10 protein-coding genes and 1 pseudogene are annotated in these 14,545 nt (G+C 67.9%); 4 read left to right on the plus strand and 7 right to left on the minus strand.

All coding sequences use genetic code 11. From position 1 onward, the window contains the following. Positions 1 to 72: 72 nt before the first annotated feature. A complete protein-coding gene (locus tag ABZT02_RS41210; protein WP_356027482.1) occupies positions 73 to 207 on the minus strand; it encodes a hypothetical protein in 135 nt (44 codons plus the stop codon). Positions 208 to 451: 244 nt separating this feature from the next. Continuing rightward, a complete protein-coding gene (locus ABZT02_RS41215) occupies positions 452 to 2,305 on the minus strand; it encodes an AMP-binding protein (protein ID WP_356027485.1) in 1,854 nt (617 codons plus the stop codon). Positions 2,306 to 2,743: 438 nt separating this feature from the next. Between ABZT02_RS41215 and ABZT02_RS41220 the strand changes: the two genes are divergently transcribed. From ABZT02_RS41220 to ABZT02_RS41235, 4 genes are read left to right on the plus strand one after another with little or no spacing between them, the layout of a single operon-like run. Continuing rightward, a complete protein-coding gene (locus ABZT02_RS41220; protein ID WP_356027487.1) occupies positions 2,744 to 4,630 on the plus strand; it encodes an ABC transporter ATP-binding protein in 1,887 nt (628 codons plus the stop codon). Further along, complete coding sequence (locus ABZT02_RS41225) at positions 4,627 to 6,426, plus strand: ABC transporter ATP-binding protein (RefSeq protein WP_356027490.1); 1,800 nt, start codon at positions 4,627 to 4,629, stop codon at positions 6,424 to 6,426. Before ABZT02_RS41220 ends, ABZT02_RS41225 begins: the two co-directional genes overlap by 4 nt. Positions 6,427 to 6,463: 37 nt before the next feature. After that, positions 6,464 to 7,813, plus strand: coding sequence for a condensation domain-containing protein (locus tag ABZT02_RS41230; protein ID WP_356027492.1), 1,350 nt, complete (start codon positions 6,464 to 6,466; stop codon positions 7,811 to 7,813). Between the two features lie 26 nt (positions 7,814 to 7,839). Continuing rightward, positions 7,840 to 8,076 (plus strand): acyl carrier protein, encoded by a 237-nt coding sequence (locus ABZT02_RS41235; protein WP_356027494.1) that lies wholly within the window; start codon positions 7,840 to 7,842, stop codon positions 8,074 to 8,076. A 557-nt stretch (positions 8,077 to 8,633) separates the two neighbouring features. On the opposite strand, the gene ABZT02_RS41240 is transcribed toward ABZT02_RS41235, so the two are convergent. The 5 genes and pseudogenes from ABZT02_RS41240 to ABZT02_RS41260 form a co-directional block, all read right to left on the minus strand. Then, the gene (locus ABZT02_RS41240) at positions 8,634 to 8,822 is read right to left on the minus strand and encodes a hypothetical protein (RefSeq protein ID WP_356027497.1); all 189 of its coding nucleotides are present in this window, start codon (positions 8,820 to 8,822) and stop codon (positions 8,634 to 8,636) included. Positions 8,823 to 8,915: 93 nt separating this feature from the next. Then, positions 8,916 to 9,116, minus strand: a complete 201-nt coding sequence (locus ABZT02_RS41245) for a hypothetical protein (RefSeq protein ID WP_356027499.1) — start codon at positions 9,114 to 9,116, stop codon at positions 8,916 to 8,918. 2 nt (positions 9,117 to 9,118) lie between these two features. Next, positions 9,119 to 9,898, minus strand: coding sequence for a DUF6083 domain-containing protein (locus tag ABZT02_RS41250; protein WP_356027502.1), 780 nt, complete (start codon positions 9,896 to 9,898; stop codon positions 9,119 to 9,121). Positions 9,899 to 10,031: 133 nt separating this feature from the next. Next, positions 10,032 to 10,679, minus strand: a pseudogene (locus tag ABZT02_RS41255) (transposase family protein); the annotation flags it as partial. Positions 10,680 to 10,726: 47 nt separating this feature from the next. Further along, positions 10,727 to 14,518 (minus strand): ABC transporter ATP-binding protein, encoded by a 3,792-nt coding sequence (locus tag ABZT02_RS41260; RefSeq protein ID WP_356027504.1) that lies wholly within the window; start codon positions 14,516 to 14,518, stop codon positions 10,727 to 10,729. Between the last annotated feature and the right edge of the window lie 27 nt (positions 14,519 to 14,545).

Here is a 14,545-nt window from a genome sequence, read left to right on the forward strand (position 1 = left end):
CCAGGCGGCGACCGCGTCGTGCGGGCTCATGTATGCCAGCGAGTCGGGGCGTCACTAGCGTCAACGCGGAGATCAAGCCCGCCGCTCGGCGCGACGCCGGTTCGGGCTCAGGTCGGCGGTGAAGCCGAGGCGAGCATCCGCGAAGCGCTCTTCTGGGAGCATCTCCACGGACCGCAGCACCGACAGCTGCCCATGGCTGAGGGGCATCGAGGCCTCGTCCTTAGGCCCTACGACGCCGCGGGAAGCCGGATCTCGTTGGCGTCTCAACCGTCGACGAGCCCCTCCCGCGCTGGTCTTGCGAGGTGCACGATTTGGAGCCCAATCCGATGAGGCGATTCGCCAGCTCTCGCAGAGGCATCGCCTCTTCTCGGCCACCAGGGAGACTTTGAATGGCAAACACTTTTTCCGAATTCAACCCATCGCGCCAACGTCGATACGAAAGGGCGCGCCCTCATTCGTTCGGCGTGCTCAGTCCGCTTCGTCGAATTTTGCCCGCAGCATCCCGGGGCAGAGCGGCGACAAATTCGAACGACTTCGGGATCATCTCCAGCTCCATGCGCTCGTGGCAGAACTCGACCAAATCAGTTTCCGACAAGTTCGGCCGCGACCGAACGACAATAGCATGTGGCTGCGCACCAAGAATGTCATGAAGGCGTCCGACAACTACGACGTCTCCAACGCCATCGCACTCCAACAGAATGTTCTCGACCTGAGTCGGATAGATATTTGCACCGCCTACATTGATCACGTCACTGCGACGATCAACGAGATAGATGTACCCGTCCGAGTCGCGAAAGCCAAGATCGCCGACGCTAAGAAAGCCTGCATGCTCACGTAGCTTCCGACCGCCTCCAACGTACGTTGGCTGCCGTGGTTCCGCTGACTTCAGATAGACCTGGCCAATCTCGCCACACGCGACTTCGTCCCCGATGTCGTCGAGGATCCGTACGTCGACGGCTTGGCCGTCCGCTCCCTTGTCGGGTTGAGGGCGACCAACGCTACCGGGATGGTTCAGCCATTCGTCTCCTCGGATGAGAAGGAACCCGATACTTTCTGCCGCGCCGTAGATCTCGTACAGTCGATGAGCTCCGACGAGTTCGATCCATCGCCGCTTGACGTATTCCGGGCATGGTCCCGAACCGTGATAGACGGCCTCCACGCTGCTCAGATCGAATTGGTTGACGTCTTCGACAGAGATGATGGTGCGCATGAGAGTAGGCACGAGACTGACGAAGTTGACGCGGTGCTCCTGAATAAGACGCAAGAAGCTTCGCGGTGAAAAATTTTCCATCACGACGACGGTATGGCCGAGGGCCAGGCCGTTGTGCAGCTCGATGAACCCACCGTGGAACATCGGTAGTGCCACCAGTTGGATCTGCCCCGGTCGCATTCCAGGAACGTCGTAACCTGCGGGCCTGAGATTATTCATGTCATAGACCCACGGGGCCCTGCGCAGGACGACTCGCGACCGGCCTGTACTGCCTCCGGTCAGTGCCGCAGAGCGCGGTGTCCCCATCGACGGGAAGGGTGAATCATGGCCGCTCTTGAGTAGCTCGGTCGGGGCCAAAGCACCTGGAAGGTTGCCGACAACGACTGCTTCCGGGATCATGTCGCGTAGTTCAGTTATTCTACCCTCCGGTAGTGCCGGATTGACTGGTACGACAAGGCCGCCAAGCTTCCAACTCGCAATGGTTGCTACGATGTGTTCTATTCCGTTAGGCAACGCGATGAGTGTGACGCCACCTGCGGCCCCCCTGTCACGCAGCACCCGGGCTGCCGCGTTAGCCTGGGCCTCCAACGTGGCCCACGAATATTTTCTCTCGCGCCCTTTCGGCCCGACGAGGATGATCGCGGTATCGTCAGGATGCTCAGAAGCCAGCATGCTGATTCTGTCGCCGATGCGGATGAGACCTTCGGACAGCGATGTGTCCAAGGGGTCCGCATCTGGACCGGCAGACAGGTCGTCGTACCCTCCGGGCCCTGTCGAAATATCGAGTGTTTGACTTTTGCTCACAGGTCCGGTGATCGAAGCCGTGGCTTCTGTCTTCGTGATGACCGATCGGCACAGTCCCCCGAAGTCACCATCTGCAATAACATCCAGAAAGTCCGCATAAGTCATTGTTTCGCCGAAGAACTCAGTGATAGAGGCGTAAAGCGCGATGGTCTCAAGCGACTGCCCGCCGGCCTCGAAAAAATTTTCGTCATTCGCGACGGCATCCTCGCTTTCTCGTCCTAGAATCGCCAGCCACTGTCGCTCTAGTTCCTTCCGCAGAGCGCCCGCCTCAGCCCCCGATGCTTCGGACATGAGTCCTCCTTGAATTGATTGGTTCTCGAGAACCGCTCGATGGAATCTGAGCCGTTGTGACCCGGCTGAAACCCGATGCACAGATTTCATCGGTCCAAGAGGTCAGAACCCCACCGCTCCGCGGTTGGTGGGCAACGCAGTCGGAGCGAAATCCCGCACGGTGTTGGCCGCCCAGGTCAGCGGCCAGCATCGGCCGCCACATTCTGATCACAGGTCACGGAGCACCGCAAGAACGCCCGCGACGGGCACCCTCGCACCGCCATGGAACGCCCGGTCAATGACCGGTGGCGCATTTGCACCGCCTGGGGCAAGCGCTTTCTCCCACCCTGTTGACAGCGTTGCGCAAGGTCACAAAGCATGCCTGCGTTCCCTGCACCACACCGGCGCCCCTGTGGCCGCCGGTGGTCCCGCATGCCTTCCCCGGCGAAAGACGAGGTCATGCCAGCAACTTCTGCGACGAAGGCCCTCGCCCGGGCGACTCGCCTGACGCGGGACCGATGGCGGCTGCTGCGGCTGCTGTCGGGCAGCCCTGGGCAGGTGTGCGTGCTCACCTCCTTCGGCATGTGCCTGGCCGTGCTGCCCACCGCGACGGCCTTGATCAGCGGCTGGCTGATCGCGCGCATGACCGCGGTGGTCCGCGACGGCGCCTCGACCACGCAGGTGACCGCGCCGCTGGTGGCGCTCGGGGGGCTCCTGCTGGTGGAGGCGGTGGCGGTGGCGGGGCAGGAGAGCAGCCGGTACGCGACGGCCGCCCACGTGGATGGCCGCCTGCGCCGGCGCCTGCGTGCCCTCGCCGCGGCACCCCGGGGAATCGGCCACCTCGAGGACGCGGCGTACGCCGATGACGTCTCCCGAGCCTCGGATCTGGGCGGGCGGCATCTGCTGTCGCCCGGGGCAGGCGCGGCGGGACAGGTCGTCCTGCTGGCCCGCATGCTGAGCGCGATGCTGGCCACCGCCGTCATCGCCCTCCACTCCCTCGTCGCAGCGGCGACCCTGCTCCTCTTCTCACTGGTCATACGGTCGGTGGTGCAGCGTCAGTGGATGCGCCTGCACGAGGTGGTGGACTCCCGCGCGCGTCCGCTGCGGCGGCTCGACTACTGGTCGGACGTCGCGGCCGGGGCGGAGGCCGCCAAGGAGATCCGGGTCTTCGGTCTGGCCCGCTGGGTGGTGGCGCGACGCACCGCCGAGGCGTGGGAGTGGGCCGCGGTGATCTGGCGGACGCGCCGTGACATCCTCGTCCATCAGCGGTTGGCCGTCGTCCTGTCGCTGACCGCCGTCGGCCTCGCCCTCCTGCTGCCCGCTCACGCGGCCCGGCAGGGGCACCTCACCCAGGGGGAGTTGGTCACCTGCCTGGTCGCGGCCTGGGGGGTGCTCGGCATCACCGCCCTCGGCATGGAGGCCTTCGAAATCGAGGTGGGGCTGGGCGCACTGCGCGCGATGGACCGTCTCACCGCACACGTCCCGTCCGCCGTGGCCCGCCGCGACGAGCCCGCCTGGCAGGCGCCCGCGGGGCCGCCCCAAGTCCGCTTCGAGGACGTCACGTTCGGCTACCCGCGGGCGGCGGGCCCCGTCCTGCACCGCATGAACCTCCAGGTCGACTCCGGCCGGGTGCTCGCCCTGGTGGGCGCGAACGGAGCGGGGAAGACTACCTTCATCAAACTCATGGCCGGGCTGTACGAGCCGGCCGAGGGCCGCGTCAGCGTCGCCGGCACCGACCTGTCCGGCATCGACGCCCGCGCCTGGCGGCGCCGGATGACCGTGATGTTCCAGGACTTCAACCGGTATCCGCTCAGCGTCGCCGACAACGTGGCGCTGGGCGCCCCCGAGCACCGCGCGGACCGCGCGGGCATCGCGCACGCGCTGGCCCGGGCCGGGCTGACCGCGGCCGTAGACGCCCTCCCCGACGGCACCGACACCGTGGTCAGCCGCGATGTGCACGGCGGTGTCGACCTGTCCGGCGGGCAGTGGCAGCGCGTCGCCCTCGCCCGCGTCCTGTTCGCGGCGGCCCACGGGCGGGACCTCATCGTCCTCGACGAACCCACCGCGCACCTGGACGTCCACGCCGAGGCGGCGTTCTACCGCGACGTGGTCGCCTCGGTGGCCGGCGCCACGGTCGTGCTGATCTCCCACCGGCTGTCCACCGTGCGCCACGCCGACCGTATCGCGGTGCTGCGCGCCGGGCGGATCGCCGAGGTCGGGGACCACGACAGCCTCATGGCCGACGACGGAGAGTACGCGCGCCTGTTCAGGCTCCAGGCGTCCCGCTTCGCGCAGCACCGGTCGGCCGCACGCGCCGCTCTCGACACCCCGACGGCGCTGTCATGAGGTCCGCCGCGCCGGGACGCGTCGCCGTGCTGCGCCATTCCGTCCGTCTCAACTGGCAGGCGAGTCCGCGGATGGCCCTCCTGATCGTCCTCCTGGTCGTCCTCGAGTCGGCGGCCGTCGGCCTGATCGCGGTCAGTTCCCGCTGGCTGGTGGACGAGGCCGGCCTCGGCAGCACTACCGGACTGCTGTCCGCGGCGGCACTCGCGGCGGTCGCCCACACCGTGGCCACCACGGGCCAGCGCGTCGAGGACAGCCTCGCCCTCGAACTCATCAACCGGGTCGACGTGCTGATCAACGAGGAGATTCTGGGCACCGTCGCCGGGCTGTCCGGCATCGCGCACGTCGAACAGCCCGACTATCTGGACCGGCTGTTTCTGCTGCGCCAGGGCAGCAGGACGCTGGCGACCGCGGTGTGGAGCCTCGCGGTGAGCGCCGCGGGCACCGTCGGCGTGGGCCTGTCGCTGTGGCTGCTCGTCGGCGTGCACCCCGGTCTCGGCCTCCTCGCTCCCCTGGCGCTGCTGCCGTTGTGGATCAACAGCCGTGCGCACGGCCGGCTGCGCCTGGCCGAGCACGCCGCCGCCCGCCACCGCCGCCGGGAGGAGGCCCTGCACCGCCTCTGCGTCGATGCCGCATCGGCGAAGGAACTGCACATCAGCGGGGCCCACGACGTCATCGACGCCGACGCCGAAGCGACGTGGCAGCACTGTACGTCGCTCGTCACCCGCGCCCGAGTGGCGGGCAGTTGCTGGAACCTGCTCGGCTGGTGCTGCTTCGGTGCCGGCTACCTCGCGGCGCTCACCTTCACCGCGCACCTGGCCGGGCAAGGTCGGGCGAGCCTCGGCGACGTCGTCCTGGTGCTGGTCATCGGCACCCGGCTGCGCGGACAGATCCAGCAGACCGTCGAGCAGCTCGGCAAGGTGATCCAGACGGGCCAGGTGACCGAGCACTATCTGTGGCTGCGCCGCTATGCGTCCGAGCACGGACGGGAGGGCAGCGGCGCCCCGCCGCAGGGCGGCGCGGTGCACCTGGACAACGTCACCTTCCGCTATCCGGGGGCGGCCCAGCCCACGTTGCGCAACATCGACCTGCGCCTGGCGCCGGGAAGCGTCGTGGCCCTGGTCGGAGTGAACGGAGCGGGCAAGACCACGCTCGTGAAGCTGCTCACCGGGATGTACCAGCCCACCTCCGGCACCATCACCGTCAACGGCACGGACCTGTCGACGATCGACCCCTCGGCCTGGCTGCGGCGGGTCACCGCCGCCTTCCAGGACTTCGTCAAGTTCCAGCTCCCGGTCCGCCAGGCGGTGGGGATCGGTGACCTGGACCGCGCGGACCGGGCGGACGCTGTGCACGCCGCCGTCGCCGCGGCCGGGGCGGACGAGTTCGTCGCCCGGCTCCCGCAGGGCATCGACACCCAGCTCGGCCCGCTGTACGACGGCGCGGACCTGTCGCAGGGGCAGTGGCAGCGGCTCGCGCTGGCCCGTGCCCTCATGCGCACCGCGCCGGATCTGCTGATCCTCGACGAGCCGACCGCCGCCCTCGACCCGGCCGCCGAACACGACCTGTACGAGAGATACACCCACTCCGGCCGGGCGCGGCCCGACGGCATCACACTGCTCGTCACACACCGCTTCTCCACCGTACGGTTGGCCGACCACATCGTCGTCCTCGCCGACGGGCAGATCGCCGAGCAGGGTGACCACGACACACTGACAGCACTGGGCGGTCACTACGCGCGCCTGTACGCGGCGCAGGCCGGCTCCTACCGGTCCGCCCCGGCAGCGTCCGGGGACTGACGCCATGTCGCACACGCATCGGGAGGCTTTCGCACACGTGACCACACGCCGAGAGACACGAGAGCTGGAATTCCGCGGTGAGCGGGGGGCCCGCGGTCCCTCCACCTGGGGACAGCGCCACATATGGACGACCTTGCAGGTGACCCGCCCGCACGACACGAGGTTCAACCTCGCGCTGTCGGCGCAGGTGCCCGAGGGGCGGTCCCTGGACGACGTCCTCGCGGCCCTGCGCCTGCTCGTGGAACGGCACGAGTCGCTGCGTACGACCTTCGACGAGCGCGACGGATACCCGCCCGCACAGACGGTGGCGTCACGAGGCCGGATGACCGTGTCGGTGGAGCATCTCGACGGCCCGGGGGAACAGGACCCGGCCGCGAGGGTTTGGTCGGAGGCCGCGTCCCACCACTTCGACATCGCCTCGCACTGGCCGGTCAGGTTCCTGGTCTTCGTGTACCAGGGACGGCCCCTCCAGGTCGGTGCCGCACTGTCGCACATGGCGGTGGACATCCTGGGCGGGGACCTCCTCAAACGCGACCTGGAGGACCTGCTGAGCGGGGCCGCGGGGAAACCGGGCAGCACGGCCCGGGCGCATCAGCCGCTGGACGAGGCAGCCCACGAGCAGTCCGACGCCGGGCGGGAGGCCCTCACCCGTACGCTCGGGCTGTGGAGATCGGCGATCGAGGGCGCCCCACCCCTGTTCCCCTCGGCGACACGCCCGTACAGCGGTGCCCGGTACCCCTCCGGCACGCTGTACGCCAAGGGCCTCGGGCGACGCGTGAAGCAGGCCGCGGACCGGCTGAAGGTCCGCAGCTCGGCGTTCTTCATGGCCGCCACGGCCGCCGCACTCACGCGCCACGCCGGCGCCGACTCCTGCGCCCTCACGATCACCTGCGCCAACCGCACCTCCGCGCGCACACTCGACTACGTCGGCACCATCGCCCAGCAGGGACTCCTCGTGCTCGATTCGCTGGGACCCTCACTGCACGACACGGTCCGGCGGACCTGGCCCGCACTGCTGCGCGCCCACCAGTACAGCAGGTACGACCAAGGGGCCCTGGACCGGCTGGGCGCCGAACTCGCCGGGCGACGCGATCTGGACTTCGAGCAGACGCAGCACTACGTGAACTTCAGCGAGGAGACCACGCCGATCCGAGGACCCGAGGGCTTCCCGGACCTCGCGGACGGCGAAGTCGTGTACCAGGAGGGCACCCCCGTCACCGGCACACCGCTCAAGTTCGGCATGCGGCTCGGCACGGACGGCGACGACGCCTACATTAGGGTCTTCGCCGACCGGCACTATCTGGACGGCAAAGCCGTCAGAGGAATCCTGGACGAGACGAACCGGCTGCTGCAGAGCGGCGCGGCGGGAGACGTCTCCTACTCCTAACTGAACGCCACGCAGAAGGGACACCTGTGCGCGAAGTCGAGGACATCAGGAAGGACCTGTTGGAGATATTCGGCAGGGTTCTGCAACGGCCGGCGATTCCCCCCGAAGTGAGTTTCTTCGATCTGGGCGGCTCGTCGCTGGCCGCGATCCAGATCGCGGCGATGGTGGAGGAGAGATACGGCATCCCCATGGACGTCATCGAGGTCTTCGAGACGAAGGGGCTGGAGGACCTTTCCCTCAAGGTCCACTCGCGCCTGGCCTGACCCGCCGCGTCGTCGTCGACGGCGTGCCGGACCGGCGGGGCGCGTGGCCCCCGCCGGTCGGCAGGAACGGCCGAGTCAAGCGGTGGCGCAGGTGGTGCCGTTGAGGTGGGAGCGGTGTTGGTGGCGCCCTTGTTGGCGAGGAAGCCAACGGTGACCGAGCCGCTCGCGGGGATGGTGGCAGTGTAGGTGGCAGGTGCTGACGCTCACCGTGCTGCGCGGGCGGCCGCGTTCAGCTCGGCCAGCAGCACCTTGTGCAGCCGCTGCCCCCTCGCACGGCGACGAACTCCATGAGCTTCAGCCGAACGATCGTCCTCATGGGCAATGGTGAGGCCCAGGGACACTGCCCCCCTTCACCACCACGTCTGCTTCAACCGTGCGGGGCCCACGGATGCCCCTGGCGGGCAGCCTGGTTGAAGGCGAGGTAGCGGCCGCGGCAGGAGGTGTGCGGGCGAGGAGGGCGAGGGTGGTGGTCTTCCCGGTGCCGGCGCCTGCCTGCAGGACGAGGGGGTTTCCGGCGTGGAAGGCGTCGGCTGCTGCCGCCTGTTCGTCGGTCGGTTTCATGGCATGGGCCTTTCGGGAAGCCGGGTGAGCGCGTGTCCGACGGCGGACAGCAGGTAGGCGGGGGTGGTATGGGCCAGCAGCTGACCTACCGCCCGGTCGAGGCGGTCGGTCTCCTGGTCGGCGGTGCTCGGCCAGGGCCCGGTGCAGGGCCAGTTCCACGCAGCGCTCCGGGGTCTGCTGCGCACGGCGGGCGGCGGCCTTGAGGACGGCGTGCGTGGTCGGCGGGAAGGCGACATCGAGCAGCACCCTGTGGTCTGCGTCCGGGTAGTGCGTGGTGATCACGTCGATCGGCAGCCGTGCGCCGAGCCGGTGGCGTAGACGGCGGGCTGCCCGGTGGGGGGTGGGGCCTTGGCAGGTACGAGGGCCATCAGACGGGTGGCGTCGTGGTTGGCGGCGAGCGGCAGCACGCGGGCGGCGCGGAGCAGGGCCGTCGGGGACAGGGGGCGGGTGAGCATGATTTCCAGGGCGTGATGCGGCATCGTCATCCCCTGCCGTGCCGGCGGGCCCGGGGGTGGGGCAGGTGGGGATAGATGTGCACCGCGTGCAGGAGGGAGTCGAAGGGCTGCCATCCGGCCAGGGCGAGGTCGGCGACGCCGGGGGCGGCGGCGTGTGCGGGGCAGTGCTGGGCGCGCCAGAGTAGTTGCTCGCTGTAGGGGAGGTGGCCCAGGCCGTAACCAGCCATCAGGATGTCGGACAGGGTGAGTTGGCCTCGCTGGGGGCCGGTGGGCAGCAGTCTCCAGGTCCCGGCCTGGGCCGGTGGGACAAGGACCGGATTCGTGCAGCGGTGGCGGGTCTGGGCCACGCAGCGCAGTCCCCGGATGGGACGCTCGGCAACGTAGCGGCACAGCAGCGTCTGCACGACAGGACGGTCAGGTCCGTCGGTGTCGGCGCCGGGCGCGCTGCCGCCGGGGGGCGGGGCAGGGGTGAAGGCGCCGGTGTCGGTCAGACGGCGGGTACGGACGGCAAGTTGGCGACGGACCGCCTCGAGGCAGGGGCTCATCCGGCAGGTGGGGGTGCGGCGCGGGCAGAGCACGGCGTGCGGGATGCGGCACCAGGCGCTGCCGTCGCCGTGCGGGTGGGCGATGCCGCCGCTCAGGTGCCAGCGACACGATTCGGGGACCTGTGTGGCGGTCAGTTCGGTGGGGTGCAGGGCGTTGGGCCGCTGGTCGGTACGCGGGTAGAGGTCGATGCGGTTGCCGCAGTGACGGCAGAGGCTGTGCTGGCCGGCGCGCAGCAGGCGGCTGGGCCTGGTGGCGGTCACCCGCAGCAGGCGGGGGTGTCGGGTGAACGCGGGGGCTGCCGTCCCAGTGGCGGCCGGCAGGGGCTGGAGTGGGGCACATGGCAGGGACCGTGCCAGGCGACACGCAGGCGCGAGCAACGTGTCGGAGGGATTGCGCAGATGTGCAGATCAGGAGCGTGTGGACGGGGGCGACAATGCGTCCGATGCGGTTGGTCGAGCATCGGGCTCTAGGGAGTAGACGCCAGGTTTTCAACTGTGCGAAGGTGCGTTCGCCGGGGGCACGCAGTCGGGCATGGTCCCGGTTGTACTGCTGGTAGTGCTCGGGCAGTTCGTGGTGGTGGTAGTAGGGGGTGCGAACGGTGGCGCCGGCGCCCTGGTAGGCGCGGTCGGCCAGGACGAGGATTTGCCGGGTGAGGCAGTTCTCGATCACGCCGTGAGCGCGGGCGGCGGTCAGGTCGTGGGTGCGTCCGGGCAGGGCATGCGAGAACCACAGGGGTGTGTCGGGTGCGGCGACGACCTGCACGTTCATGCCGTGCTTCTTGTGTTTCTGCGAGTAGTACGGCTCGTCGGCGGCGACCCGGTCGGTGGGGATCACAGTGCCGTCCAGGATCACGAAGTCGTCCTCGCCCCGCCCTGTCAGAGCCTCGCGCAAGCCGGGCGCCCAGGCGGCAAGGACGTCGACTGTCTCGTCCACGTACCGCCAGGCCGTCGCTTCAGAGTCGCCGAACTCTGCGCTGAGCTGGGCGAGCGTCTCGTTCTTTCGCAGATGGGCAAGGGCGAGCTGTGCCTGACGAAAACAGCCCGCGGCTGGATCCCCGCACTAGGATCCAGCCGCACTCTGACAAACCATTACATTTCTATGGCGGTGCGCGCTTTGGCATGGCTGGCCGTTTCGAACGCTTGCCACATCGAGGCGTACTTCCCGCCGTCGGCGAGCAGGTCCTCGTGGTTCCCGGCTTCGATGATCCGGCCGCCTTCAATCACGACGATGCGGTCTGCCGTCCGGGCCGTCTGTAGTCGGTGCGCGATCACGATCGTGGTCCGGCCGTGCGAGACGCTCCGCATTGCCGCTGCAACCCGGGTCTCGGTGGCGAGGTCGAGGTTGGAGGTGGCCTCGTCCAGCAAGAGCAAGACGGGGTCGACCAGTGCGGCCCTGGCCAGTGCGATGAGCTGGCGTTGCCCGGCCGACAGGGATCGGCCACGTTCGGCCAGCTCGTGCAGATAGCCGCCGGGCAGTCCGGCGATGAAGTCGTGGGCACCAACCGCCCTCGCCGCCGCCTCGACCTCGGCGTCGCTGGCGCCGGGCCGGCCGTAGGCGATGTTGCCGCGAACCGACCCGGTGAACAGAAAGGCTTCTTGAGGCACGTATCCGAGCTGGCGCCGGTACGACAGCAGGTCGAGCGTTCGGAGATCATGGCCGCCGACGCGGATGGCGCCCTCGCCTGGATCGTAGAAGCGTGCCACTAGTTTCATGATTGTCGACTTGCCCGCACCTGTCTCGCCCACGAACGCGACCGTCTCGCCGGACTCAATATGCAGGCTGATGCCGCACAGCGCCTCGGGTGGCTGGGTCGCCAGGGTGTCGCAGTTCTGGAGACTCGGAAGGTCGTGCAGGCCGTTGCGTTCCGGGGAAGATTCGTGCCTTGCCGGCACAACCGCATAAGAGAAGTGCACGTTGTCGATGACCACGTCACCGGACAGCCGGCCCGTTTCCTTGGGGTGCTCGGGGTTCGGGGTGAGGGTGTCGATCTTCATGAGGTCAGCGACACGGTTCACGGAAATCCGGGTCTGTTGCCACGAGTCGAAGACCTGCGAAAGCTGTTGGAGGGGTGAGAGGAACAGGTCGATGTAGAGGATGAAAGCGATCAGTGCGCCCGATGTCAGGTGCCCGGACGTAACCATCCCAGTTCCCACGCCTAGGACGATGGCTACGGCAGCGTCCGGGAGGAACTGCATGAAGAGGAAATAAGCAAGCATCAGCCGTTGGGCCGAGAGCCGGGCGACGATGTAGTCGTGTCCAAGTCGGTGGTATTGGGCCTTGGTGATGTCCTCGTGGACGAAGGCTTGCGCTTCGCGTACCCCGGACAGGCTTTCCTGGAAGCTGGCGTTTACGAGTGCGATCCGTTCCCTGGCTTGGTCGTACAGAACGGTGCCCCGCCGCCGGTAGAGCACGGTCGCAACGGCGAGCGGCAGCACGACGAGAAGCGTGACAGCTTCCAGTTCGGGGTTGAGTACGAACAGTGCTATACCCACGCCGACAAAAGTCACCAGCGAGACCACCGCGGACAGCAGGCCGTTCTCGATCAGCGACTCAAACTGACTGACATCGGTGGTCATTCGAGTCATGATCCGCCCGGACATCTCGCCCTCGTAGTAGTCGAGGGAGAGTCGTTGCAGCTGTGCCCAGATCCGGATCCGCAGGGACAGCATGATGCGCTGGGCAGTCTTACCCGTCACGAACGTGCCGGCGATTTCATCAACCGTGCGAGCCAGGGCCACCACCAGGTAGAGGCCCGATGCGGTGAAGAGAGCGGACTCTGATCCGGCCATCACGCCGCTGTTGATGCCATTTTTGATCAGATAGGGGCCGGCCAGCGAGGCGAGCGAGTCGAGGACGACGAGGAGCAGGCCGAGCAGGAGCGGGCGGCGGAACTCGGCCAGTAGTCGGCCCAGGCTGAACGAGGGGTCCCGGTGTGACTCGGTCTCGAGGTCGACGGTTGGAAGGTCGCATACCGGCTTGAGCGCTGCCACGCGGCTCGGCAGTTCGGGAGCTGCTGGGGTGTTGCCGCGCCATCCGCGGCCGCCGTCGCCCTGGCCTTGCTGACGCTTCTCATTCGACGCCGGGGCGGCCGTGCCGGTGGCGGACAGGGGTGCCTGTGTCCCGATCCCGACACCGACCGCGTCGCGGTCGAACTCTCCGTTGAACAGTGTCCGGTACAGGGCGCTTCGCTCCATGAGCTCGTCGTGAGCGCCGGTGTCAACGACCTGTCCGTGGTGCATGACGACGATCTGGTCCGCAAGGTGCAGGGTCGAGCGGCGGTGCGCGACCAGGATGGTGGTCCGCCCCGCCATCACCTCGCGCAGGGCGTCGTGGACGGTCTCCTCGGTGGAGGCATCTACCGCGCTCGTCGCGTCGTCAAGGATCAAGACTCGGGGGTCGTACAACAGCGTCCTGGCCAGGGCCAACCGCTGACGCTGCCCGCCCGACAGGCTCTGTCCCCGCTCACCCACCACGGTGTCGTAGCCATGGGGCAGGTCCAGGATGAAGTCGTGAGCGCCTGCCGCGCGTGCCGCCAGCTCGATGTCGGCGTCGCTGGCGCCGGGGCGCCCGTAGGCGATGTTGCCACGAACCGACTCGGAGAACAGGAAGCTGTCCTCGAACGCCACACCGACCTGGCTGCGCAGGGAGTGCAGAGTCACGTCCCGTACGTCGTGGCCGTCCACCAACACAGCACCCTGCTGCGTGTCGTAGATGCGCGACACCAGGGCTACCGCGGTCGACTTGCCGCACCCGCTCGGGCCGACGATGGCGACGCGCGACCCGGCGGGGATGTGCAGGTCGAGGCCGCGCAGCACCTCGGCGCCTTCTTTATAGGAAAAGTGAACACCAGAGAAGGTGATTTCACCGCGGAGAGCCGGCAGTTCGATCGAGTCAGGCGCGTCGGCGATGGCGGGGCGTATGTCGATGAGTTGGAAGATCCGTTCGGCACCAGCCCTGGCCTGCTGCGCGAGGATGGGAAGGAGGGCCAACCGCCCGGCAGGGGGGACGAGTTGGCCGATGTAGGTGGAGAAGGCCAGGAACGTGCCCAGCGTGATGTTGTGGCGCAGTGCCATCCAGCCTCCGAGAGCCAAGATGACTACCTGCCCAAAGACCGGAATGGCCTGCAGGACCGGCTGGTAACGGGCCTGCAGTCGCACCAGGCGCATCTGCGAACCGTAAAGGGCTTGCGACGCCTCCGCGAGCCGCTTGAGTTCCCGCTCCTCCTGGCCGAAAGCCTTGACGACCCGCACCCCGTTAACGTCCTCGTCGACGATCTGGGCGACGTCGCCCACACGCTGCTGGGCGTCCCAAGTGGCGGGGAACACCTTCCAGCGCATTCTGTAGGAGACCATGAGCACCATGGGCACGATGACGATACTGACTATGGCCAGCAATGGGGACAGGAAGAGCATCACCCCGACCGACAGCACCACCCGCAGGGCGTCGCTGCTCAGGAACGGGAAGTAGTTGAGCAGTCCCTGGACCAGTGTGGTGTCGGAACTCGCGCGCCCGACGAGTTGGCCTGTCGGCATACGGTCGAGGTTTTCCGCGTCCATGGACTGAAGGCGGTCGTGCATGGCGTTGCGCAGGTCGCACTCGACTTCAAGGGCAAGGCGAGCGCCGGACAGACGGCGGAGAAATTCGAAGCTGACCGTAGCTGCACCAAGCGCTAGGACGAGGGCCAGCCAAGGCCACAACGCTGACCCGTGGGTCAATATGACGCCGTCGATGATCTGTCTCACCACCAGAGGCATGGTGATCATGCAGACGCTACCGAATACCGCGCCGAGCAGTGAGAGCATCAGTGTCCGGCGGTGCTGGAGCATATGAGCCTGCAGGCGCCGAACCCATCCCGGCGCGGCCGATGAGCCTGTGGTCATCGACGCTCACCTGGGGTGGTGACGCTG

Origin of the sequence: Streptomyces sp. NPDC005402 (assembly GCF_040606575.1) — a bacterium.
Taxonomy (GTDB): Bacteria; Actinomycetota; Actinomycetes; order Streptomycetales; family Streptomycetaceae; genus Streptomyces.

Excerpts from the sequence above, each read along its gene's own strand:
- ABZT02_RS41210 (WP_356027482.1), bottom strand. The coding sequence starts at position 207 with ATGCCCCTCAGCCATGGGCAGCTGTCGGTGCTGCGGTCCGTGGAGATG.
- ABZT02_RS41215 (WP_356027485.1), bottom strand. The coding sequence starts at position 2,305 with ATGTCCGAAGCATCGGGGGCTGAGGCGGGCGCTCTGCGGAAGGAACTA.
- ABZT02_RS41220 (WP_356027487.1), top strand. The coding sequence starts at position 2,744 with ATGCCAGCAACTTCTGCGACGAAGGCCCTCGCCCGGGCGACTCGCCTG.
- ABZT02_RS41225 (WP_356027490.1), top strand. The coding sequence starts at position 4,627 with ATGAGGTCCGCCGCGCCGGGACGCGTCGCCGTGCTGCGCCATTCCGTC.
- ABZT02_RS41245 (WP_356027499.1), bottom strand. The coding sequence starts at position 9,116 with ATGCCGCATCACGCCCTGGAAATCATGCTCACCCGCCCCCTGTCCCCG.
- ABZT02_RS41260 (WP_356027504.1), bottom strand. The coding sequence starts at position 14,518 with ATGACCACAGGCTCATCGGCCGCGCCGGGATGGGTTCGGCGCCTGCAG.